The following is a 22,051-nucleotide window of genomic DNA, read 5'->3' as shown; positions in this document are numbered from 1 at the left end:
CTAATGACATTTGTGATGCAGGCAAGACGAAGTGTGATTGTTTATTTAAAAAATGTACGGCAAGCGCGTCAATTACGGCGTTTTGGGGTAGTTAATTATATTTCAGAAAAAATGAAATATGCAGTAATTTATATGGACGAAGAAGATATTGAAACGAAAACAAAACTAATTGAAAGGTTAGGATTTGTTGATTCAGTTAGTATTTCTCACTGGCCAGAAGTTGATACAACAGTAGGTAGTGAGGAAGATTCATTTGAACTAACCGTTGATCCGAATGAATTAACAGACGAGCCAATAGACGAAGAGGAATTATAATGCGAATTGTAAGTGGTGATTTTGGTGGTCGTCCGTTGAAGGCCGTGCCGGGTAATGCTACCCGACCAACAACGGATAAAGTAAAAGAAGCCTTGTTTAATATAATAGGCCCTTATTTTGATGGTGGTCGTTCCCTAGATTTATATGCAGGATCTGGTGGACTAAGTATCGAAGGCGCCTCACGGGGAATTTCAGAAGCAGTACTTGTTGATCGTCAGTATGCAGCCATCAAAACAATTAAAGAAAATATTGCAGTTACCAAACATGCAGAACAATTTAAAGTCATTAAAAGTACAGCTGAGACTGCAATTCAACGCTTAAAAGGTGGCTTACCATTTGATATTTTATACTTCGATCCGCCGTATGCTAAACAAACCATTTTAAAGGATTTGGAAGGGTTACAAGCAGCAAATTTAATCAATGAAGATGCTTTAGTAATTGCAGAAACGGACCAGTTTGCTGATTTACCAGAAGTTTTACCAGGATTTGAATTAATTAGGCAAAAAGACTATGGTATTACGGTTATTACTGTTTATCGTTATACAAAGGAGTAAAGCGATGGTTAAAGCATTATTTCCAGGAAGTTTTGATCCATTAACAAAGGGTCATTTGGATATTGTAGAGCGGGCTTCAAAATTGTTTGATGAAGTCATTATTGGTGTTGGCACAAATTTGAGTAAAAATTATTTATTTGATGCTGATGAAAAAATTAACCTAATTAAAGACGCCACGCATGATCTACCCAATGCTAGTGTTGTGAAAATGCATGGTTTAACAGTATCTTTTATGCATAATGTTGATGCTGATGTTTTAGTACGTGGGTTACGTAATGAAAAAGACTACTTGTATGAGCGTGATATCATGCAAATGAATATGGATTTGGCATCAGTTGAAACGATCTTTTTATTAGCAAAGCCAGAACATCAGTTTATCTCGAGTTCACTGTTAAAAGAGATTGCTAGTACTGGAACTGATATTTCCGCATATGTTCCACAGAACGTGAAAAGGACGTTCGATAAAAAGTTAGGTAAATAATTATGACAAAAACAAAGAAACGTTTAAAGATAATTGGTGTCGTTAGTCTAGTCGTCATTCTAGTTGCCTTATTTGTGCCGTTGCCTTTGTATTCGGAGACACCTGGTGAGGCGGATGATTTGAAATCGTACATTAAAGTCGATGGTAAGAAGCCAAAAGTTGATGGCCAATATATGATTACGGCAGTTTATTTATCGCAAGTTAATGGTATAGGCGCAATAATTGCAGCATTAAATCCAACGACGTCGTTGATGACAAGCCGTGAAGCTAATGGTGGTTCTAGTGCTACAGAGAGTAAAGAAATTAATCGTATTTATATGGATTCGGCTGTTAATGAGGCTAAAGTAAATGCCTACAAAGCAGCTCAAGTACCTTATAAACGGACGTTTAACGGTATTTATGTTATGTCAGTACAAGATACTTCAAATTTCAAGAAATATTTGAAGGTCGGCGATACGGTTACTGCTGTTGATCAAAAAAAATTCGACTCTGCACAAGGATTTCAAAAGTATATTCGTGCCCGTAAAGTCGGCACTAAATTAACGATTACATATAAACATAAAAAGCAAGTTAAACAAGCTACAGGTAAATCAGCTGCGCTTGAAGGTACTAAAAAATTACCCGGTATGGGAATTGGTTTGACAGATTCCGTTGCAGTCTCATCACCACGTAAAATCAGTGCAGACATGGGCGAAATTGGGGGCCCTTCAGGTGGCTTGATGTTTGCATTAGAAATGTATGATAGCTTGGCAAATGAAAATTTAGCAAACGGTCGTAAAATAGCAGGTACCGGAACAATTGATAAAGCGGGGCATGTTGGTGAAATTGGGGGTATTGATAAGAAAGTTATTGTTGCACATGAAGCCGGTGCTAAAATTTTCTTTGCCCCATATATTAAACCGACAAAACAAAATTTAAAATATGAGCTTGACGGACAGACTAATTATCAACAAGCTGTTAAGACAGCAAAGAAGTATGCCCCAAATATGAAAATTGTGCCAGTTAAAACATTTAATGATGCATTGACATACCTACGTGATAATTAAAAAATAGTTTCATATGCGCAACATAAAAAAATAAATAAAAGAAGCGATACAAAAAATAAGAAAATATGTTTTTGTATCGCTTTTTTTATTTTAAAATATTTAATTTATAGAATTAAATAATGATAACGTATCACGCAATATATAATAATTAATGTCTCACTGATTTTTTCCTTGTTTAAATATAAGTGTTATAATAATCGTAAAGAAAACGTGTAAGCGCTTTCTTTTGAGAAAAGGGGGAACAATCGTGAGATACATTAACTATTTAGGCACTGATGCCTACCAGAATATTGCGATGGATAGTTGGTTACTCTATAACCTAAAGCCAAATGAACCAGTTTTTACGTTATGGCAGAATAAAAAGGCTGTCATTGTCGGACAAAATCAAAATACGTTCGGTGAAGTGAACCAGGAATATGTGGATAAAGAGGACATACAGGTTGTCCGCCGTATGTCTGGTGGTGGTGCTGTATATCATGATTTAGGAAACATTTGTTTCACTTTTTTCGTACCAGTTGAAAGTAGTAGTCAGGTAAACTTCAAGCAATTTGTAGAGCCTATGTATAATGCACTACAATCAATTGGTATTGATGCTAAAATTACAGGTCGAAATGACCTGGAAGTGGATGGTAAAAAGGTGTCAGGAAATGCCCAACGGTATGCTGGTGGGTACTTAATGCACCATGGTACGTTGATGTGGGACACTGACGTTGATGCAATGGTTCGTTCATTGAATGTTGCTGATGAAAAGTTTATTTCTAAAGCAGCCAAGTCGGTGCGCGCACGTGTTGGTAATATTAAAAATTATGCACCAGAAAACCAAACTTTAGAAGGATTTATGGATGCACTTCGTTATTACTTATCTAATCAAGGTAAGGATGGGGAAATGATTCTAACTGATGATCAGATCGCTGATATTAAACGTTGGCGTAACGAAAGGTTTGCAACGTGGGAGTGGAATTACGGTAATAGTCCTGATTTTGATTTTGTAAATCATGCAAAATATGCTGGGGGTAGCGTCGACGTTAAAGCAAACGTTAAGGAAGGTAAAATTCAAGATATTGATTTTACGGGGGATTTCTTGGGCGTACGTGATTGGCGTGAAATGAAGGACGAATTTATTGGACAAACTTTCTCACAAGATACAATCTTGAAAGTTTTAGATGCTAATAAAGATGGTCAATATTTTGGTGGTATTACTAACAATGAGTTAGCGGTATTGTTTACTGGAGACGGTGATAAGTAGAAAGGGGCTACACGCATGGCAAGTATCGCAGATGCAAATAAGAAGGTTTTAGATTTTGATGGACAGTTACAAGCACAAGATGATTTTTTCCCAACATTAAAGTTATTAGATAATGATGGTAAATTATTGGATAAGGCAGCTTATAAGCGTTCAGAATTAACAGATGAAGATTTAGTTGAAATTATGAAGCGGATGTTGTTTAGTCGTCAGCTAGATATTCGCTCAACAAAATTAGCAAAGCAAGGACGTTTTGGTTTCTTTGCACCAACTGCAGGTCAAGAAGCTTCACAAATGGCATCAGCTTACGCCTTTGGTAAGGAAGATTGGTTGTTCCCAGGATACCGTGATATTCCTGAAATTGTTGACAAAGGTTGGCCAGTTTGGAAGGCCATTCTTTGGTCACGTGGCCATGCTAAGGGTAATGAGTTTACGACTGAAGAGGGTGAACCAGTTAATTCATGGATGCCACAAATTATTATTGGTGCGCAATATGTTGAAGCAGCAGGGGTTGCTCTAGGACTAAAGAAGCGTAAGCAAGATGCTGTCGCTTATGCTTATACGGGAGACGGTGGAACATCACAAGGAGATTTCTACGAGGGTGTTAACTTTGCTTCAGCCTATAAGGCAAATGCTGTTTTCTTTGTTCAAAATAATGGTTATGCCATTTCGACGCCACGTGAATTACAAACAGCTGCACCACATTTGGCTGCTAAGGGTTGGGGTTCCGGAATCCCAAGTCTAGTTGTTGATGGTAATGATCCTTTGGCAATGTACTTAGCTTCTAAAGAAGCACGTGCATGGGCTATTGCAGGTAATGGACCGGTCTTAATTGAGACGTTAACTAATCGTTTGGAACCACATTCAACAGCTGGTGATGATCCATTACGTTACCGTACTAAGGAAGACATTGCTGAATGGTGGAAGAAGGAACCACTGATTCGGATGCGTAAGTTCATGACAGACAAGAATGTTTGGGACGAGAAGCAAGAAGAAGATTACATTGCTGAAGTAGATAGTTATATTGATGAGCAAATTAAGATTGCCGATAATATTGAAAAGCAAAAGATTTCTGACTTCTTAAAGAACACATTGGAAGTTCCAGGACAAGCTATGCAAGAACAAATTGAGCACTTCGAGAGCGAGGGTAAGTAATTATGGCTAATAAAACATATATTGCAGCAATTCAGGATGCCTTAGATTTAGCTTTAGAAAAAGATGAAGACACCCTAATTTTTGGTGAAGATGTTGGTGAAAATGGTGGTGTGTTCCGTGCAACCGATGGATTGCAAGCAAAGTATAGTGAAGATCGTGTCTTCAATACACCATTAGCAGAATCAGGAATTGGTGGATTAGCAATTGGATTAGCAACAACAGGATACCGTCCAATTATGGAAATTCAATTCTTTGGGTTCTTATTTGAGGTGATGGATTCAATTGCTGGCCAGATGTCACGTGCTCGTTATCGTTTTAATGGGACACGTAATATGCCGATAGTCGTTCGTTCACCTTATGGTGGTGGAACCAAGACACCAGAAATGCATGCCGACAATTTGGAAGGGCTTGTTGCACAAGTTCCTGGCCTACGTGTTGTTATGCCTGCCAACCCTGCTGATGCAAAGGGATTGCTATTAAGCTCAATTGAATCAAACGATCCCGTTGTTTTCTTGGAAAACTTGCATCTTTACCGTTCTATGAAGGGTGAAGTTGCTGATGGCTATTACACAACACCATTAGATAAAGCAGCTATTGTTCGAGAAGGATCGGACGTAACCATTATTTCTTATGGTGGTGCGGTACCTTTGTCATTAAAGGCTGCTGATGAATTGGCTAAAGACGGTATTGAGACTGAAGTAATCGACTTACGTACGGTTTCACCAATTGATATTGAAACAATTGGTGAATCAGTTAAAAAGACTGGTCGTGTTGTGGTTGTGCAAGAAGCACAACGTATGGCTGGTGTTGCGTCAACAGTTATGTCTGAAATTTCAGAACGTTTTATTCTAAGTTTGAAGGCACCGATTGGTCGTGTCGCAGCACCGGATACAGTTTATCCGTTTGCGCAAGCTGAAAATGATTGGATGGTTAAGGCCGATGATGTTGTTGCTAAGGCCAAGGAGGTTGTAAACTATGACTGAGATTTTTAAGATGCCGGATATTGGTGAAGGAATGGCCGAAGGTGATATTACTAATTGGTTAGTCAAAGTTGGTGATACAGTAGCTGTTGATGATTCCGTTGCTGAGGTACAAAATGATAAGTTAGTACAAGAGATTTTGTCACCCTATGCTGGGAAAGTAACTAAGTTGTTTGTTGAACCAGATACAACTGTTGAGGTTGGCGATCCTTTGATTGAGTTTGATGGGGATGGTTCTGGTAGTACAGCTGGTGGCGAGTCAGCACCTGCTGCTAAGGAAGAAGAAAAGCCAGCTGAACCAGCGCCGGCGCCAGAGGCTCCGGTAGAACCAGCATCTGCAGGTAATGTTGTGGCAACTAACGGACAAATTTTGGCAATGCCATCGGTACGTCATTACGCATTTGAAAATCAAATTGATTTGAACCAAGTACCTGCTACTGGTCGCCATGGTCATATTACAATGAACGATGTTGTTGGCTTTACTGGTTCACAATTGGGTGTTGAAGAACCAGCACCAGTTGCACCAAAGCCTGAAGCACCAGTCGCACCAGCTGCTCCAGCGCCAAAGGTAGAACCAGCTGAGATGAAGTCTGGTCGTCAACCAATGAGTGGTGTCCGTAAGGCAATCGCTAAGGCGATGTCAGTCCAAAACGTCACGATTCCAACAGTTACAAACTTTGATAGTATTGAAGTTTCAAAGTTGGTTGCACACCGTTCACAATTCAAGGAATCTGCTAAGGAACAGGGTGTTAAGTTAACATACTTAGCATATGCAGTTAAGGCATTGGCAGCAATGGGTAAGAAGTTCCCAGAGCTTAATGCATCAATTGATATGGATAGCAATGAAGTTATTTATCATGATACTGTAAATGTTGGTGTTGCCGTTAACGCACCATCAGGTTTGTATGTACCAGTTATTGCACATGCCGAGAGCAAGTCAATTATGGCGATTGCAACTGAAATTGCAGACTTAGCAACTGCCGTTCGTGAAGGTACAATCAAGCCAGCACAAATGCAAGGTGCAACAATTACTATCTCTAACTTAGGTTCAGCTCGTGGAACATGGTTCACGCCAATTATTAATGGTAAGGAATCAGCTATCCTAGGTCTTGGATCAATTCTTAAGGAACCAATCGTTGATGAAAATGGCGAATTGGCTGTTGGACAGAATATGAAGTTATCACTAAGCTATGATCACCGTTTGATTGACGGTATGTTGGGTCAACAATCAATGAACTACTTTAAGAAATTGTTGGCTGATCCTAGCTTCATGTTGATGGAGGTATAAAAATGGTTGTTGGTGCAGAAGCAACAGATGTTGGTACAGTAATTATTGGTTCAGGCCCTGGTGGTTATGTTGCCGCAATTCGAGCAGCTGAATTAGGCCAAGATGTTACCATTATTGAGCGTGATAATATTGGTGGTGTATGTTTGAACATTGGATGTATCCCATCAAAGGCATTGATTAATGTCGGTCATCATTATCGTGAATCACAAGAAGAAAATCCGTTTGGTCTATCGCTAACTGGTAAATTAGATTGGGCAAAGGCACAAGATTGGAAGCAACACAAGGTTGTTGAGCAACTTACGGGCGGTGTTGCGATGCTTTTGAAGAAGCACCATGTGCAAGTAATTAAAGGTGAAGCAACATTTACTGATAATGAGACTTTAAACGTTGTGCAAGAAGATGGTCACCAATTGTTGCGTTTTGAAAACGCAATTGTGGCCGCTGGTTCGCGACCTGTTGAGATTCCAAGCTTGAAGTTTGGTGGTCGTATTGTTGATTCGACTGGTGTCTTGAGCTTGCCAGAAGTACCTGAGCGTCTAATTGTTGTCGGTGGTGGTGTTATTGGTTCTGAATTAGGTGGTGCATATGCCAACTTAGGATCAAAGGTCACAATTGTTGAAGGTCTTGATCACACATTGAATGGTTTTGATAAAGAAATGACAAAACCAGTGTTGAATGACTTCAAGCAACACGGTGGTGAAATCATCACGTCAGCAATGGCTAAAGGTGCGACTCAAACAGATAAAGAAGTCACATTGACTTATGAGGTTGATGGTAAGGAACAGACGGTTACTGGTGATTATCTTTTGGTATCAGTTGGACGTAAAGCTAATTCTGATACACTTGGATTAAATAACACTGATATTAAAGTTGGTGATCATGGTTTGATTGAAGTAAATGATCAAATGAAGACGAGTGTATCGCACATTTACGCAATTGGTGACATTGTTGCCGGTCCAGCCTTGGCTCACAAAGCAAGTTTTGAAGGTAAGGTGGCAGCAGCAGCTATTAGTGGCGCTGCGAATGCACGTGATTTGCACTACTCGTTACCAGCTGTTGCGTATACACAGTATGAACTTGCTACTACAGGGGAAACGCCAGATTCTGTTAAAGAAAAGGGCTTGAATGCTAAGATTAGCAAGTTCCCATTTGCAGCTAATGGACGTGCCTTGGCGATGGATGCAGGTGTTGGTTTTATTCGCTTGATTACGGATAAAGAGAGTAGTGCTATGTTAGGTGCTCAAATTGTAGGTCCATCAGCTTCAGATTTGATTTCTGAGCTTTCATTGGCAATTGAGAATGGCTTAACTTCAGAAGATATTTCTTTGACTATCCATCCACATCCAACTTTGGGTGAAGCAATTATGGATGCGGCCGAAGTAGCGGATGGTTTGGGTATTCATGTATAATAGATAGAAATAACTAAATTGAGGTGGGTAAGCAATGTCTTTCTTTAAAACAAATGACGGTGTGCGATTACATTACCAATTTGATGGTAATTACGATCAACCGGTAGTTGTACTGTTAGGTGGGTATACAAGTATGATTACGACCTGGACGGCACAAGTTGATGATTTTAAACAAGCTGGTTTTCGTATTTTACGTTTTGAATATCGTAATCATGGTCAAAGTGAGCAAACGGACAAAGGTTTACGCATTTCACGGTTAGCGATGGATTTACACAATCTGTTGGTATATCTACATGTTGAAGATTTTAGCTTAGTTGGTCACTCAATGGGAGCAATGGTTGCTAGTCAGTATATTTCTTTATTTGGTGATCAGCATGTTAAAGCTTTGGTAACTGAAGATCAGACGCCTAAAATGTTAAATGAAGATGGTTGGCAGTATGGCGTTGCAGATTCTTCGTTTAAAGAGATTAGTCAGATTGCTGATGATTTTCCCAAAACGAAGTTAGTTCGCCAAACCATCGATAAAGAATTGAAACAACAAGTTTCAGCGGGTTACGTGCCGTTTAATTTTAAAAAAAATCGGCCATTAATGGTTGATGGGATTGTTCAGGACTGGCGAGATGTTGTTGCAAATGAACGTATACCACATTTGTTTTTAGCTGGTTCAGAGTCACCTTTATATCCAGTAGGTCATGCGCAAGCTGGTCGTGATTTACAACAAGTTAAAAATTCAGCTGTTCACATTTTTGAGGGTTCGGGTCACATCCCACACTTAGAATTTTACAATGAATTTAATCGTATTGTTATTGAGTTTATTGCAAAAAATCAGTAATAAATACTGTTATAACATTTGTTTTATAACTTAATACCATAAAATAGGTCAAAGTACACGCTTTGGCCTTTTTGTTTTATGAAATTAAAATTAAAAAACGATTAGACTAAATGAGCGATATATGGTAATATAATGAAACAATTAACGGATAGGATGTAGAAGGTGACAATTATGAGAAATATTGGAAAAATTACGGTATTAGCGGCATCAGTTACAATGATTGGTAGTGTTGCGTTACCTGCAATTTCTGCCTCAGCAGCAACTAGTAAGACAATTAATTGGTCGGAGGTGGCAGCATTACCAACCATGGATCCAGCAAAATCAACGGATACTGTATCAGCTGATGCGATTGGTGCAACAGGGCTACCATTGGTTCAATTTGGTAAAGGCAATAAATTAGAAAATGAAGCAGCTAAAAGTTATGAAAAATCGTCAGATGGGTTAACTTATACTTTCCATTTACGTTCAGGTTTGAAGTGGGAAAATGGGGATGCATTAACAGCTAAAGATTTTGTGTATGGGTGGCAACGTTCAATTGATCCTAAAACTGCGTCAGAATACGCTTACTTGATGGATAGTGTAAAAAATGCACCAGCGATTCAAGATGGTGATAAACAACCAACAGATTTGGGAATTGAAGCAGTTGATGATCATACATTAAATGTAACGTTAGAGTCACCTTCTTCATATTTCTTACAAGAAATTACAATGCCAGTTTTCTTCCCACAGAATGAAAAATTTGTGAAAGAACAGGGCAATAAATATGGAACCTCTGCCAAAACTTATTTATCAGCAGGTCCTTATAAGTTAAAAGGATGGTCCGGATCAAACAATAAGTACTCATACGTGAAGAACGATAAGTACTTTGATGCAAAAAAAGTTAAAACAAAGAAGATTGCTGTTCAAACTATTAAGGATCAAAACACTGGTTATAATTTGTATCAAGGTAAGAAATTAGATTTCACGCCACTTTCTCCTGATCAAGTGAAAGCCTCAAAAAATAAATCAGGATACAAAGAAATTAAAACTGGTGCAACACAAGCTTTGCAAATGAATCAAGAAAAAGTACCGGAATTTAAAAATACAAAGATTCGTCAAGCGATTTCTTATGCAATTAATCGGAAAACATTATCTGATAAAATTGTTACGGGTTCAGCTATTCCGGCAACAACTTATACACCCAAGGGCTTAGTAAAGAATCCAAATAATAACAAGGATTTTGCAGCCGATGCTGAAGTAAAGGGTGCAATCAAGTTTGATAAGAAAAAGGCTGCAAACTTATTCAAAGAAGGATTGAAAGAAGAGGGTAAGTCTGATTTATCTGTACAGTTATTAACTGATGATGATGATACATCAAAGCGCGTGGCGCAATTCTTACAAGAACAATTAGAACAAAACTTAAAGGGCATGGATGTTTCAATTAAAACAGTGCCAAAGAAGCAACGTTTGAAGTTGAGTACAGATGGTGATTTCCAAATGTTGAACTTTGGTTGGTTAGCTGATTATCCAGATGCTTCGTCATTCTTAGATTTGTATAAGTCGGATGCATCATATAATTATGGTAAGTGGCAAAATGCAGACTATGATGCGACGTTAGAAAATGCTGAAGGTAAAAATGCTAATAACAAGAAGGCCCAATATGACGACTTTAAGAAGGCTGAACAAATATTAGAAAAGGAAGCCGGTGTGGCACCGCTATACTATCGTTCAACGGCATCATTGTTGAACCCTAAGGTTAATGGTGTGATTGCTAATCCAACAGGGGCACCATTCAATTTCAAGTATGCAGTTAAGCATTAATTATTAAAAATTAAATAAGCGTAAAAAGTAGACTCATATAAAGTTATCATGTATTTTGATTAAAATTAAAATATATGGCATTTTTATTTGTACACATGATATGTGTGAGAAAAGGTATTTTTAATCAAATAAATTATATGAAAGAAGCAATACAGTAAATTTTTACTGTATAACCTCTTTAACTGTCGTTATTGTAATAATTTTTAAAATATGAGACGAAAAATCTTAATATAGTAAATGACGTAAAATACATTTAAATTATTACTCTGGTTAGCTAAAAAGTGTTAGTATTAATGAATAATTGGTATCACAATTTACGATATTGAACGGCAAAAATTACAAATGCAAATGATGAATCGATCAAAGTAACTTTATCAATTGGTGTTACCCAACATGATGTGGATGATACTGAGGAATTAGCCTTGTATAAGCGTGCAGATATGTATTTATATCAAGCTAAAAAAAGTGGTAAAAATTTGATAAACTATGAAGGCACTAATATTAGCTCAAAAAATGTTGATTGGAAGTAAAAATTATGAAGATAACAGTGATGGGTGGTACCGGTTACCTTGGACAGGGTATTTTAGCAACAATTATAAAAAACAGTTCTAGTTATGATTTAATCAGTATGTCCCGTTCTGGGGATAAAAACAAAGAGCATTTGGTTAGACCTGTTACCTATATGGCAGTTGATTTTAATAAGTCTGGTGAGTGGCAACAAGTAATCTCATCATCAGATGTTGTAATAGATTGCGTGGGCATTTTCTTGCCTAGTAAGCGGAAAAATACAAATTACTATAAAAATAGCGTGCAACCGGCCAAACAAGTGATTGATGAAGTTGCGACAGTTGAAAAATCCGTTAAATTTATCTTTATTGGTGCAAATGCAGCACCATGGTTTTTACGTAATTATCTAGCAGCCAAAAAAGAAGTGATTGATTATGGTACTAAAAAGTTAGATAATCAATTTGTTGTGGTTTATCCGGGAATGGTTTATGATCGGCAGCGATTGTTTAATTATGTTCCGGGAATTTTACTCAGCTTTGCAATTAATATATTGCACATGCATTTTCTAAAAAAGTACCGACCTATTAAACGGCGGGTATTTAATTTGGAATTATTAAAAATAATACAAAATAAGCCGAGTGAGTTAACACAAAAAATCAAGTAGGCTGATAAAGGAGAGTAAATGATTACTTTAAAATCTAAGCGAGAAATTTCAGGTATGGCAAAATCAGGTGCTATTCTGGCTGGTGCACACTTAGCATTGCGCGATAAGATTCATGTTGGTATGGATACTTGGGAGATTGAAGAAATTGTCAACCAGTATATTTTGGATCATGATGCAACACCTTCAGAAAAAGGATTTGAGGGTTATAAATATGCAACATGCATTAGTATCAATAATGAAGTTGCTCATGCAACCCCACGTAAGGGTTTGAAGCTAAAAAATCATGACATTGTAACAGTTGACTTTTGTGTTAACTGGCATGGTTATGAGAGTGATTCAGCTTGGACATATGTTGTTGGTGAAAGTACACCAGAGATTGACCATTTAATGGATGTTACACTTAAGGCATTGTATTTAGGAATAGATCAAGCCCAAGTTGGTAATCGTTTAGGTGATATTGGTTTTGCTATTCAAGATTATGTTGAAAATGAAAATCATATGGGTGATGTTCGTGATTTGATCGGTCATGGCATTGGACCGACAATGCACGAAGAGCCTAATGTCTTTCATTATGGAGTGCCACACAAGGGACTACGTCTAAAGGCTGGTATGGTTATTACGATTGAACCAATGGTAAATGCTGGCGGTGATTGGGAGATTAAAACGGAAATTGTTCCTGAAACTGGCTGGGAATACTATGTTTCTGGTGATGGTAGTTTATCGGTACAGTACGAGCATACGTTAGCAATAACGAACGACGGGCCAAAAATTTTGACTTCACAAGATCCAGTGATGGATGCTAAATATTTGTGGCAAGATTAATATTTTTAATAGACTGGCAGACATCTGCCAGTCTTTTTTTGTTCAAAAAATTTTCGATAAAAAGGTTTGTTATTATTTGAGTAAGCGTTTACAATATAGTGAGGGATACTTATATACAAAGGAGAATTTATTATGGAAGCTCTTGTTTTGACAGATATTAAAAAATTAGAGGTTAAAGATATTGACCGACCAAACGTTTTACCTGATGAGGTCTTGATTCATACCGCATTTGCCGGTATTTGTGGTACAGATCACGCCCTATATGCTGGACTACCGGGTTCAACAGATGCAGTACCACCAATTATATTGGGACATGAAAATTCAGGTGTTGTGGCTGAAGTGGGGGATGCTGTAACAAATGTAAAAGTCGGTGATCGTGTCACTGTTGACCCTAATATTTATTGTGGTCAATGCAAGTTTTGCCGCACTGGACGTCCAGAATTATGTGAGAATTTGTCAGCCGTTGGCGTAACGCGTGATGGAGGCTTCGCTGATTATTTCACTGCACCAGCATCAGTTGTTTATCAAATTCCAGATAATGTATCGTTGAAATCGGCTTCAGTTGTTGAACCAATTTCATGTGCTGTCCATGGTATTAAGTTATTGAAGGTATCTCCTTATCAAAAGGCTTTGGTAATTGGCGACGGTTTTATGGGTGAATTATTTGTACAATTATTGCAAGCTTACGGTATTCATCAAGTTGATCTAGCCGGTATCGTTGACGAGAAATTGACTATGAATAAAGAACAATTTGGTGCTAAGAATGTCTTTAATACTAGTAAGGGTGATATTGTACCAGCAGAAGAATATGATGTTGTCGTTGAAGCAGTTGGTATGCCACAAACGCAAGAAGAGGCTATTGCAGCCGCTGAACGTGGCGCGCAAGTATTAATGTTTGGTGTTGGTGGACCAGACGCTAAGTTTGAGATGAATACTTATGATATTTTCCAAAAGCAATTAACTATTCAAGGATCATTTATTAATCCAAATAGTTTTGAAGACTCACTAGCATTGCTTTCATCAGGTAAATTAAATGTTGAACCATTAATGTCACATGAACTTGACTATAAAACAGTCGATGATTTTGTGAATGGTAAGTTGGGCGTTGTTTCAAAAGCCGTTGTCAAAGTGAACGGTGAAGAAGCCTAAACTTTTTAAATTAATGTAGTTAAAAAAAGATCAATGATTAACAAATCATTGATCTTTTTGTTATATCCAAATTTTTTAAGGTGTCACAATAACGAACTGATCACCATGTTGAATGTCACCGTTACCTAGACGTGCAACGTTGTTGAAGTTGGCTGTATTTGTTACGGCTGTAATAACCGTTGTGTCATAGGCAGCTGCTGCAACCCTGTTGATATCAAAACTACCTAATTGATCGCCAACGTTGACATGTTGACCTTGTGTTACGTTCGTTTCAAAAAATTCGCCCTTTAAATTAACGGTATCGATTCCTAAGTGGATTAGAACTTCAATCCCATCGTCCCCCTTAATACCATAAGCATGTTTTGTTTCATAAACGACAGTTAATGTACCTGCAATTGGTGCATAAATATTGTTGTCAGTGGGTACAATTGCACCACCTTCGCCCATTAATTTAGAAGAAAAGACATCATCATTAACTTCATTAAGATCAGTAGCGACACCTGAAACAGGGGCCATCACAATTTCGTCAGTGTCAGTAATAACTGGAGCTGATGTGACATCATCGTTTGCAACAGGGGCACCACCGCCATCGATAGCAGCCATTTTAGCACTATTCTTCTTGCCATATAAGTAAGTCAATGAGAATGCGACTGCAAAAGAAACAACCTCACATAGCAAATAAGCTGGAATTGATGTTGCATTAATTGATAGGAAACCTAAGAAACCAGCTGATCCTAGTGAAACAGCAATGACGTGCATAAAACCAGCTAGTGCGGCAGCGACACCTGAACCAATTAAGGCACAGAAGAATGGGAACTTATACTTTAAATTAACACCGAATAGTGCGGGCTCTGTAATCCCTAGTAGGGCAGATACTGTTGCAGAAGAAGACAAACCCTTCATCTTTTTATTCTTTGTTAGTGCGAAAATACCAAATGTTGCAGCACCTTGAGCAACGTTAGCCATTGAGGCAACAACGAAGATAAAATCACCGTAACCAGTATGGTTTTGAGTAAAGGCACTAATTAATTGTGTTTCAATAGCAGGGAAACTTTGATGTAACCCAGTTAAGACAATTGGTGAATATAGTAAACCAAAGATACCGGTACCGACAAAACCAAGTGCGCCATAGATGAATACAATCCCATCAGTAATACCGTCTGAAAGTAGACGCATGACAGGACCGACAACTACGAAAGTTAAAAAGCCTGTTACCATTAATGAAATCAGTGGTGTAAAAGTAAAATCAACAGCTGATGGTAACTTTTTATGTAAGAATTTTTCAATAACTGACAAAATATAAACAGCAGCTAATACTGGAATAACTTGATAATAATAATTATTTTGTGAGACTGCTAAACCAAAAATATCCCAATTATGATTTGCAATTAAATCAGGGGATACCATGATCATTGCTAGAGCAGCACCTAAGTATTGGTTAGCACCAAAACGTTTAGCTGCAGAAATTCCAACCAATATTGGCATGAAAATGAATGGGGCAGCGGACATCAACTGAATCATAGCTGATAGGCCTTTAATAGCAGGTAGTGTCTCAACTAAGGCTTTTGGTCCAAACAATCCCTCAGAAGTTAAGAAATTATTCAAAGCCATTAATAGACCACCAGCAACAAGAGCTGGAATGATTGGTACAAAGATATCAGATAATAGCTTAATAAAGGCCATAATAGGATTAAACTTTTTGTTATCTTGAGCCAAATCTTTTAATTCTTCAGTTGAAACGGGAGATACGTTAGCAATCTTGATTAGTTCATCGTAAACATTGTTAACGTCACCAGGACCTATAATGATTTGATATTGACCATTTGTTTTAAATGTTCCTTTAACATCATCATTATTATCTAATGCGTCTTGTTTAATTTTTCCCTCGTCTTTAATAACTAAACGTAAACGTGTTGCACAGTGTGCAGCGGCAGCAAAATTGTCTTTACCAACGGCATCAACAATTTCATTAGCAACTTTTTTATGATCCATTTTTCTACTCCTTTTGGATGTTTGAAAGCGTTTTCTCTCATTGCTACATACTAAGGATACCGCATTTTTTATGTATGTCAAACGATTGACATTAAATTTAATAAAATTTATTTAACCCTATATTTTAATGGATACTAATTGTGTCAAACGATTGACATTTTATTTTATTTAACTTATTTTATAAGTGAAAGATTTTACTATAAATAACTCACTGTCACGAAAAGGAGAGCCTTATTATGGCATGGACGAGAGAGCAACGTTATCGGCATTATTCAAGCTATTCAACGACTTTAATTGATAGTTTGGAAAAACAAGCCGCTACGTCACAATACAAACCAAAATTTCATATTAGTCCTAAATCTGGTTTATTAAATGATCCAAATGGATTTTCATTTTTTGATGGTCAATGGCATGTGTTTTATCAGGCGTTTCCCTTTGGACCAGTTCATGGGTTAAAGTCATGGGTGCATTGTGTATCTAATGATTTGGTGCATTGGCAGAATTTAAGCATAGCATTACCAGCTGGCGGTCGTTACGATTCACATGGTGCCTACTCGGGTTCAGCCCAGGTAATCGATAATCAATTATTCTTAATGTATACCGGAAATGTTCGTACACAAGATTGGCAACGAGAAAGTTTTCAAAACGGTGCATGGATGGACAAAGATAATCACATAACAAAATTAACGGAACCATTAATTAAGCAACCAACTTATGTTACTGATCATTTTCGCGACCCACAATTATTAAAAATTAATCACGAGTATTATGCGTTAATTGGCGCACAGGATAAGAAAACACTAAAGGGTGAAATAGCACTTTTTCAGTCAAATGATTTAAAAAATTGGCATGATTTAGGATATGTTAAACACAATTTACATGACTTGGGCTTCATGGTTGAATGTCCCAATTTAGTTGATGTTGATGGCAAAAAAGTATTAATTTTTTGTCCGCAAGGGTTACCACAAGATGAATTAAAAACGACTAACATTTATCCGAACGTTTACGCAATTGCTGATCATTTTGATTTTGAACAGAATTATTTTGAAGCAGAAAATGGTGAGATGGTGCAGTTGGATGAAGGATTTGATGTCTATGCCAGTCAAGCATTTAATGCGCCGGATGGGAATGCGTACCTAATTAGTTGGATTGGGTTGCCAGAAATTGCATATCCAACGGATAAAGAAAACTGGGCTCATTGTTTAAGTATGGTCAAACAGTTAAAAATTATTGACGGTCAACTTTATCAACAACCCGTTGCTGCAATGTCAAAATTACGGGATTATGAACAAAAATTACCTCAAAAGCAGCGCATATTGATTGAAAAAGCTGGTCAACAATATGAGCTACAGCTAACGTTAGGGGCAAATCAAACTGGTGATTTACTTTTGGCAAGTGATGGCACCACAGAACATGCATTACAATTAAAATTTAATACAATAGATGGCAAATTAACTGTTGATCGGTCAAACGTCGGTGAAAAATTTGGTGTTGAATTTGGTGAGCAGCGTCAAATTAGATTAGACCCTAATGCGCCTTTAATGCTGGATATTTTTGTTGATCATTCTGTGTGTGAAATTTTTGTTAATGATGGTCAAAAGGTTTTGACTTTACGCTATTTTGCGGATGAGTCGCATACAAAAATTGCATTTTCAGATGAAAAACTAATGAATTATACAGGCCAATATTTTGCTCTTAACGATATGTAATGGTTATTTTTTGGTACAATGAATAAATAAAAGTTATTTGTTCAAAAAGGATGTGCTATTGTGAAACCAAAATTATCAGATGTTGCTAAAGAAGCGGGTGTATCACCAACCACTGTCTCACGAGTGATTAATAATCATGGTTATTTAAGTGCACAAACGAAACAGAATGTCTTTGACGCGATGGAAAAGTTACACTATCAACCAAATTCATTGGCACGATCATTAAAAGGGAAGAAGACACGTATTATTGGTTTGATTTTCCCTGGTATCACAAATCCGTTTTTTTCAGAGTTAATTGAAAAGCTTGAAAAAAGTTTATTTCTTCAAGGTTATAAAGTTATTCTTTGTAATTCAGCGGATGATGTTAAAAAGGAACGCGATTATTTGAGAATGCTATTAGCTAATCAAGTTGATGGTATTATTACAGGTGCCCATAATCTAGGTATTGATGAATATCAAAATACTAATTTACCAATTATTTCTTTTGATAGGCGTTATGCTGACAAAATACCAACAATTAGTAGTGATAATCTACAAGGTGGTGTTTTAGCGACACAAACCTTGTACGATGCTGGTGCGCGTCATATTTACTTTATGGGAAACCCTAACCAAAAGGGAAATCCAACTGATAAACGTTTACAAGGATATCGCCAACAAATAGAGGCGTTAGGACTAGGTAGTCATGTACATCCAATCTATTTTGATGAAACACCAATGATTAAACAAGCTTCTATTCGGCGTTTATTAGAAAAAGGACAAGCCGACGGTATTGTATGTGCAGACGATTTAACAGCTATTTTAGTATTACAGGTCGCAGCAATGCTTAAAATAAAGGTGCCCGAGTCGCTAAAAGTTATTGGTTACGATGGGACAGATTTCATAAGAACGTATTTCCCAGATTTAACGACAATTGTGCAACCGTTAGATGATATTGTCATGATGTTAGTCAAGATGTTAATGCATAGAATCGATAATGATGAGCAACTGATTGATGAGGAAGATTTTGTTTTACCAATCTCGTTGTATCGTGGGACAACAATTTAAAAATTTTAAATAGTTAAGTTAATTAAGGGTGTCGAAACAAAGACGAAAAGCTTTGTTTCGACACTTTTTGTTTATGCTTTAGCATAATTTTATTGCATTTCTAAAAAGCTAGTCAGATGTAATTAGCAAATTATGTTAATTTATTGTGGAAGCGAATACAATCGATGAAAAAACCTGACTAGCCCGGAAAATCAACGTAAATCAAGGCTTTGCGCAACCTGACTAGTCCAGTTTTAAAATCGTTGATATGTCAACGTTGAAAACGATTTCATAGTTAGATAGAATGAATATGTTGAAAGGGGGAAGCAAATGGAGAAATATCAAAGAATCTATCAAGATTTATTGAAGGATTTGCATAATCAAGTTTATTTGCCAGGTGATTTGCTGCCAAGCGACGGTAAGCTGGTGCTTCGTTATCAAGTATCACGTGAAACTGTTAGGAAAGCAGTGAAAGCTCTAGCAAGTGATGGTTATGTACAAAGGTTACCCGGTAAGGGATCTGTTGTTTTGGATCGTAAACATTTTGTGTTTCCCGTTTCGACGCTTGAAAGTTATCGTGAAATGGTATCACAAGCTAATTTAAATGCCAGCAATGATGTCATTAGTATTGAGCCAAATGTTGCGGTTCCTGAAAAATTAACTTTGTCTGATTCTTCAATGTTGGCAAGTTTAGTAGAAAGACGTCGACGAGTAGACGGTGAAGCAACTGTTTTAGATTATGATTACGTCAATCAAGAAACGGTCGCAACGGTACCACATGAAGCAGCGCAGAAGTCATTGTTTGATTATTTTGAAAATCAACTAGGATTACAAATCGACTATGCGATTAAGCGAATGACTGTTGAGAAAAGTAATGCACGTGATCGTCAGCTTTTACACGTTGATGAAAAAATGGCCATGGTTGTTATTCGTAGTGAAACGCGATTAGCTGATAATCGTATTTTGTCATATACGGAATCACGCCATCGTGCTGACCGCTTTACAAGTGTTGAGTTTGCAAGACGACGTAAGATTTAACGAGATGGAGATTATTCATGTTTGGATTTGGAAAGAAAAAAGTTGCTGAAAATGACACGAATTTATACGCACCGGTAACAGGTGAACTAATTAATTTAGAAAATGTTTCTGATCCTGTTTTCGCCGGTAAGATGATGGGCGATGGATTTGCAGTCGAACCAAACGGAGGTGACGTTCTATCGCCAGTAGCTGGTGAGGTGACATTACAGCAAGGACACGCAGTTGGTATTAAGCGTGTTGATGGACTAGAAATTTTAGTTCATATCGGTATTGATACGGTGTCATTAAATGGTGCACCATTTGCACCACAAGTAAAAGTGGGGGACATTGTTTCAGGTGGTGATACCTTGTCAGTAGTTGATTGGCAGAGTATTGAAACGGCCCAGTTACCTAAGACGACAATGGTATTAATTACTAACTCAGCAGATAAGCTAGATAACTTGACGACAAATGTTGGTTCAGTTACGGCGGGTGAACAAGTTGGTCAAGCAATTGCCATCAATTAATTGAGGAGGAAATACTCATGGCAAAACAAGATTATGATGCATTAGCAAAGGATATTATCACAAACGTTGGTGGTAAAGAGAATGTTGATAAAGTGATTCACTGTATCACACGTTTACGTTTTTATTTAAAAGATGAGAAGAAAGCGGATTCAGCAGCAATTTCAGATTTAGATGGGGTTGCAGGTGCAGTTTACAACTCACAATTGGGTCAATACCAAGTTGTTATTGGCCAGGCTGTTGAAGATGTGTACGACAAAGTTATCGACCAATTGGGTGATGATGTTGTTGATGCAGAAGCAACTGAAGCAGCGGTTGAAGCAACCGGTGGTGCCACAGGCGGTTCTAATAAACCTAAAGGATTTTTTGGCACAATTAAGTATGGCTTCCAGTTACTAATTGGTACCATTACTGGTTCAATGATGCCGGTCATTGGTTTATTGGCCGCTTCTGGTATCTTAAAAGGATTTTTGACGTTATTTACCTTTAATTTGGGTTGGATTGATGAATCATCAACCACATACCAAATTATTAATACAATGGGTGATTCAACCTTCTACTTCTTGCCGATTTTAGTTGGTTATACTGCTGCTAAGCAGTTGAAGTCGGATCCAATTATTGTGGCAGCAATTGCAGGTGTGTTAGTGCATCCAACGATGGTTGATTTAGGAGCTCAGACTTCAAAGAATTTCACTGAATTTTTGGGTGTAACGATGAATGCAACTTTCTTGGGGCTACCAATTCACATTCCATCTTACACATATTCAATTTTCCCAATTATCTTTGCTGCTTGGTTGGCTAGACCAGTCGGAAACTGGTTTAAAAAGGTTTTGCCACTAAGTCTTCGTTCAATTTTCCAACCATTATTTACATTATTCATTGTTTCAATGGTTGTCTTGGTCGTTGTGGGACCAGTTATTACTTTGATTTCATCAGGATTGGCAGTATTTATTAATTGGATTGTAACATTAAACCAAGCCATTGCTGGTTTGTTGATTGGTGGTCTTTATCAAGTGCTAGTTATCTTCGGTCTACATTGGATGGTTGTGCCGCTTATTTCTAATGATATTGCACAAACAGGTCACTCAGTATTGAATGGTTTGATTAACTTCACAATGATTGCACAAGGTGCGGGGGCTTTGGCAGTTTGGGCTAAGTCAAAGATTACAAATATTAAGAGTTTGGCATTAGCTGGTGCACTATCTGGATTTGCTGGTGTTACTGAACCAGCTATGTATGGTATTAATTTGAAGTACGGTCGTGTGTTCTGGATGGCAAATATTGGTGGTGCTGTCGGTGGTTTGATTGCTGGATTGTTTAAGGTTGATATGTTTGGATTTACAGGTTCATGGATTGGCTTCCCGTCATTCTTTTCAAAGACAGACCCTAACAATATTTGGTATTTCGTTATTGCAGGTGTTGTAACAACGGTTGTCTCATTCGTTGCTGTTTACTTCTGGGGATTCAAGGATTCTGATGTACAAGCAGCGAAGGAAGCTGAACAAAAGAATGTGTTCAAGGACGCAGTTCAATAATTAATT

General features: G+C 37.5%; 21 protein-coding genes. 20 read left to right on the top strand and 1 reads right to left on the bottom strand.

What is annotated here, in order from left to right; all coding sequences use genetic code 11:
• Positions 1 to 3 precede the first annotated feature (3 nt).
• The 15 genes from FFM61_RS04030 (at position 4) to FFM61_RS03960 (ending at position 14,245) form a co-directional block, all read left to right on the top strand.
• Positions 4 to 315 (top strand): YlbG family protein, encoded by a 312-nt coding sequence (locus FFM61_RS04030; protein WP_074427373.1) that lies wholly within the window; start codon positions 4 to 6, stop codon positions 313 to 315.
• Entirely contained in the window at positions 315 to 869 is a 555-nt protein-coding gene (gene rsmD, locus FFM61_RS04025; protein WP_074427374.1) for a 16S rRNA (guanine(966)-N(2))-methyltransferase RsmD, read from the top strand. The genes FFM61_RS04030 and rsmD overlap by 1 nt, the downstream gene beginning before the upstream one ends.
• A 4-nt stretch (positions 870 to 873) precedes the next feature.
• Entirely contained in the window at positions 874 to 1,350 is a 477-nt protein-coding gene (coaD, locus tag FFM61_RS04020; RefSeq protein ID WP_074427375.1) for a pantetheine-phosphate adenylyltransferase, read from the top strand.
• A gap of 2 nt (positions 1,351 to 1,352) precedes the next feature.
• Complete coding sequence (locus FFM61_RS04015; protein WP_074427376.1) at positions 1,353 to 2,396, top strand: SepM family pheromone-processing serine protease; 1,044 nt, start codon at positions 1,353 to 1,355, stop codon at positions 2,394 to 2,396.
• A gap of 247 nt (positions 2,397 to 2,643) precedes the next feature.
• On the top strand, positions 2,644 to 3,642 hold the full coding sequence (lplA, locus tag FFM61_RS04010) for a lipoate--protein ligase (RefSeq protein ID WP_074427377.1): 999 nt from the start codon (positions 2,644 to 2,646) through the stop codon (positions 3,640 to 3,642).
• Positions 3,643 to 3,657: 15 nt separating this feature from the next.
• Positions 3,658 to 4,794 carry a thiamine pyrophosphate-dependent dehydrogenase E1 component subunit alpha gene (locus tag FFM61_RS04005; RefSeq protein WP_074427378.1) on the top strand — a complete coding sequence of 379 codons (1,137 nt, stop codon included), beginning with the start codon at positions 3,658 to 3,660 and terminating at the stop codon, positions 4,792 to 4,794.
• A 2-nt stretch (positions 4,795 to 4,796) separates the two neighbouring features.
• Positions 4,797 to 5,777, top strand: a complete 981-nt coding sequence (locus tag FFM61_RS04000; protein ID WP_074427379.1) for an alpha-ketoacid dehydrogenase subunit beta — start codon at positions 4,797 to 4,799, stop codon at positions 5,775 to 5,777.
• Positions 5,770 to 7,062, top strand: coding sequence for a 2-oxo acid dehydrogenase subunit E2 (locus FFM61_RS03995; RefSeq protein WP_074427380.1), 1,293 nt, complete (start codon positions 5,770 to 5,772; stop codon positions 7,060 to 7,062). The genes FFM61_RS04000 and FFM61_RS03995 overlap by 8 nt, the downstream gene beginning before the upstream one ends.
• A 2-nt stretch (positions 7,063 to 7,064) precedes the next feature.
• A complete protein-coding gene (gene lpdA / locus FFM61_RS03990) occupies positions 7,065 to 8,471 on the top strand; it encodes a dihydrolipoyl dehydrogenase (protein WP_074427381.1) in 1,407 nt (468 codons plus the stop codon).
• 34 nt (positions 8,472 to 8,505) lie between these two features.
• Positions 8,506 to 9,303: an alpha/beta fold hydrolase gene (locus tag FFM61_RS03985; RefSeq protein ID WP_074427382.1), complete on the top strand. Its 798-nt coding sequence runs from the start codon at positions 8,506 to 8,508 to the stop codon at positions 9,301 to 9,303.
• A 171-nt stretch (positions 9,304 to 9,474) separates the two neighbouring features.
• On the top strand, positions 9,475 to 11,103 hold the full coding sequence (locus FFM61_RS03980) for a peptide ABC transporter substrate-binding protein (RefSeq protein WP_074427383.1): 1,629 nt from the start codon (positions 9,475 to 9,477) through the stop codon (positions 11,101 to 11,103).
• Between the two features lie 335 nt (positions 11,104 to 11,438).
• Positions 11,439 to 11,633, top strand: a complete 195-nt coding sequence (locus FFM61_RS09245; protein WP_083194471.1) for a diguanylate cyclase domain-containing protein — start codon at positions 11,439 to 11,441, stop codon at positions 11,631 to 11,633.
• A gap of 5 nt (positions 11,634 to 11,638) precedes the next feature.
• The gene (locus FFM61_RS03970) at positions 11,639 to 12,274 is read left to right on the top strand and encodes an NAD-dependent epimerase/dehydratase family protein (protein WP_074427384.1); all 636 of its coding nucleotides are present in this window, start codon (positions 11,639 to 11,641) and stop codon (positions 12,272 to 12,274) included.
• Positions 12,275 to 12,292: 18 nt separating this feature from the next.
• Positions 12,293 to 13,096 carry a type I methionyl aminopeptidase gene (gene map, locus FFM61_RS03965; RefSeq protein WP_074427385.1) on the top strand — a complete coding sequence of 268 codons (804 nt, stop codon included), beginning with the start codon at positions 12,293 to 12,295 and terminating at the stop codon, positions 13,094 to 13,096.
• A 132-nt stretch (positions 13,097 to 13,228) separates the two neighbouring features.
• Positions 13,229 to 14,245 (top strand): zinc-dependent alcohol dehydrogenase family protein, encoded by a 1,017-nt coding sequence (locus FFM61_RS03960; protein ID WP_074427386.1) that lies wholly within the window; start codon positions 13,229 to 13,231, stop codon positions 14,243 to 14,245.
• 75 nt (positions 14,246 to 14,320) lie between these two features.
• On the opposite strand, the gene FFM61_RS03955 is transcribed toward FFM61_RS03960, so the two are convergent.
• Positions 14,321 to 16,237 (bottom strand): sucrose-specific PTS transporter subunit IIBC, encoded by a 1,917-nt coding sequence (locus FFM61_RS03955; RefSeq protein WP_074427387.1) that lies wholly within the window; start codon positions 16,235 to 16,237, stop codon positions 14,321 to 14,323.
• A 236-nt stretch (positions 16,238 to 16,473) separates the two neighbouring features.
• Between FFM61_RS03955 and FFM61_RS03950 the strand changes: the two genes are divergently transcribed.
• From FFM61_RS03950 to FFM61_RS03930, 5 genes are all read left to right on the top strand, one after another.
• A complete protein-coding gene (locus FFM61_RS03950; protein WP_074427388.1) occupies positions 16,474 to 17,946 on the top strand; it encodes a sucrose-6-phosphate hydrolase in 1,473 nt (490 codons plus the stop codon).
• Positions 17,947 to 18,006: 60 nt separating this feature from the next.
• On the top strand, positions 18,007 to 18,990 hold the full coding sequence (locus FFM61_RS03945; protein WP_074427389.1) for a LacI family DNA-binding transcriptional regulator: 984 nt from the start codon (positions 18,007 to 18,009) through the stop codon (positions 18,988 to 18,990).
• A 309-nt stretch (positions 18,991 to 19,299) separates the two neighbouring features.
• On the top strand, positions 19,300 to 20,007 hold the full coding sequence (gene treR / locus FFM61_RS03940; protein ID WP_074427390.1) for a trehalose operon repressor: 708 nt from the start codon (positions 19,300 to 19,302) through the stop codon (positions 20,005 to 20,007).
• A 17-nt stretch (positions 20,008 to 20,024) separates the two neighbouring features.
• Positions 20,025 to 20,513 carry a PTS sugar transporter subunit IIA gene (locus FFM61_RS03935; RefSeq protein WP_074427391.1) on the top strand — a complete coding sequence of 163 codons (489 nt, stop codon included), beginning with the start codon at positions 20,025 to 20,027 and terminating at the stop codon, positions 20,511 to 20,513.
• 17 nt (positions 20,514 to 20,530) lie between these two features.
• Positions 20,531 to 22,045: a PTS transporter subunit EIIC gene (locus tag FFM61_RS03930; RefSeq protein WP_074427392.1), complete on the top strand. Its 1,515-nt coding sequence runs from the start codon at positions 20,531 to 20,533 to the stop codon at positions 22,043 to 22,045.
• The last annotated feature ends 6 nt before the right edge of the window (positions 22,046 to 22,051 follow it).

Source organism: Weissella hellenica, assembly GCF_005405545.1.
GTDB classification, from domain to species: Bacteria; Bacillota; Bacilli; order Lactobacillales; family Lactobacillaceae; genus Weissella; species Weissella hellenica.
The sequence above is the reverse complement of the archived record's forward strand: the minus strand, read 5'-3'. Positions and strand labels throughout refer to the sequence as shown.

Bases quoted from the DNA above. Each gene is read 5' to 3' on its own strand.
- FFM61_RS04030 (WP_074427373.1), top strand. From the start codon at position 4: ATGACATTTGTGATGCAGGCAAGACGAAGTGTGATTGTTTATTTAAAA.
- rsmD (WP_074427374.1), top strand. From the start codon at position 315: ATGCGAATTGTAAGTGGTGATTTTGGTGGTCGTCCGTTGAAGGCCGTG.
- coaD (WP_074427375.1), top strand. From the start codon at position 874: ATGGTTAAAGCATTATTTCCAGGAAGTTTTGATCCATTAACAAAGGGT.
- FFM61_RS04015 (WP_074427376.1), top strand. From the start codon at position 1,353: ATGACAAAAACAAAGAAACGTTTAAAGATAATTGGTGTCGTTAGTCTA.
- FFM61_RS04005 (WP_074427378.1), top strand. From the start codon at position 3,658: ATGGCAAGTATCGCAGATGCAAATAAGAAGGTTTTAGATTTTGATGGA.
- FFM61_RS04000 (WP_074427379.1), top strand. From the start codon at position 4,797: ATGGCTAATAAAACATATATTGCAGCAATTCAGGATGCCTTAGATTTA.
- FFM61_RS03995 (WP_074427380.1), top strand. From the start codon at position 5,770: ATGACTGAGATTTTTAAGATGCCGGATATTGGTGAAGGAATGGCCGAA.
- lpdA (WP_074427381.1), top strand. From the start codon at position 7,065: ATGGTTGTTGGTGCAGAAGCAACAGATGTTGGTACAGTAATTATTGGT.
- FFM61_RS03985 (WP_074427382.1), top strand. From the start codon at position 8,506: ATGTCTTTCTTTAAAACAAATGACGGTGTGCGATTACATTACCAATTT.
- FFM61_RS03980 (WP_074427383.1), top strand. From the start codon at position 9,475: ATGAGAAATATTGGAAAAATTACGGTATTAGCGGCATCAGTTACAATG.
- FFM61_RS03970 (WP_074427384.1), top strand. From the start codon at position 11,639: ATGAAGATAACAGTGATGGGTGGTACCGGTTACCTTGGACAGGGTATT.
- map (WP_074427385.1), top strand. From the start codon at position 12,293: ATGATTACTTTAAAATCTAAGCGAGAAATTTCAGGTATGGCAAAATCA.
- FFM61_RS03960 (WP_074427386.1), top strand. From the start codon at position 13,229: ATGGAAGCTCTTGTTTTGACAGATATTAAAAAATTAGAGGTTAAAGAT.
- FFM61_RS03955 (WP_074427387.1), bottom strand. From the start codon at position 16,237: ATGGATCATAAAAAAGTTGCTAATGAAATTGTTGATGCCGTTGGTAAA.
- FFM61_RS03950 (WP_074427388.1), top strand. From the start codon at position 16,474: ATGGCATGGACGAGAGAGCAACGTTATCGGCATTATTCAAGCTATTCA.
- treR (WP_074427390.1), top strand. From the start codon at position 19,300: ATGGAGAAATATCAAAGAATCTATCAAGATTTATTGAAGGATTTGCAT.
- FFM61_RS03935 (WP_074427391.1), top strand. From the start codon at position 20,025: ATGTTTGGATTTGGAAAGAAAAAAGTTGCTGAAAATGACACGAATTTA.
- FFM61_RS03930 (WP_074427392.1), top strand. From the start codon at position 20,531: ATGGCAAAACAAGATTATGATGCATTAGCAAAGGATATTATCACAAAC.